1 protein-coding gene is annotated in these 734 nt (G+C 81.5%); it reads left to right on the top strand.

What is annotated here, in order from left to right:
• Positions 1 to 734 (top strand): hypothetical protein (locus tag EF903_RS34625; RefSeq protein ID WP_221888827.1); only part of this gene is annotated, 734 nt, incomplete at both ends.

The raw sequence follows: 734 nt of genomic DNA, 5'->3' as shown, positions 1-734 counted from the left end.
CTGACGAGGCGCGTGGCCCCGCCACCGGCCCGGCGGCCAGGCGCGGGGCCACGCGCCTCGTCAGGGCGGCCGCCGGTTCCTTCGCGGTGAAGGCCGGCGCCGAGTCCCTCCGCGACGACGCCCTCGAACTGGACGCCGCCGAGGCCGCGGCCCGGTACCGGCACTGCGCCGGCGGCGTCCTGCCCCCGCACCTCGACACGCTCGTCGAGACCGCCTTCGCGCGGCTGGGCCGCTACCGGCGCACCGTCGGCGGCGCCGAGGCCGCGCGGCTGATCCGGCTCCTCGCGGAGCCGACCGAGGTGACCGGCCCGGATGCCCTGCCGCTGCCCGCCGGCCCCGGCCCGCTGGAACCGCTGGACGCGCGCGGCAGCGGCGCCGCCGAGCTGTTCGCCCGGCTGCGCGAGCCGGGGGCGGCGGCCCGGCTCGTCCTGCCCGACGGGACGGCCGCCCTGCCGCGGCCCGGCCACTCGCCGCTGCCCCTGGCCCGCACCGTGCGCCTGCTCATGGACTGGGTGCGGGCCTGGGAGGACGCCGACCCGCGCGCCGACTCCGGCACCGTCCGGGAGCTGCGCCGCCGGCTCTACGCCGCCCGTTTCGCCGTCGCCACCGTGATCGCGGCCCGGGACCGGCTGCTGCTGGCCGCCTACCGCGAGGCACTGGCCGGCGGAGAGCCCCCCGCCGACGCCGCCGCGCCCTACCGGAGCGCCACCCTCCGCCTCGGCGCGCTCCTGCCG

It is taken from the genome of Streptomyces sp. WAC05292 (assembly GCF_003949955.1).
In the GTDB taxonomy this organism is placed as follows: Bacteria; Actinomycetota; Actinomycetes; order Streptomycetales; family Streptomycetaceae; genus Streptomyces; species Streptomyces globosus.
The sequence above is the reverse complement of the archived record's forward strand: the minus strand, read 5'-3'. Positions and strand labels throughout refer to the sequence as shown.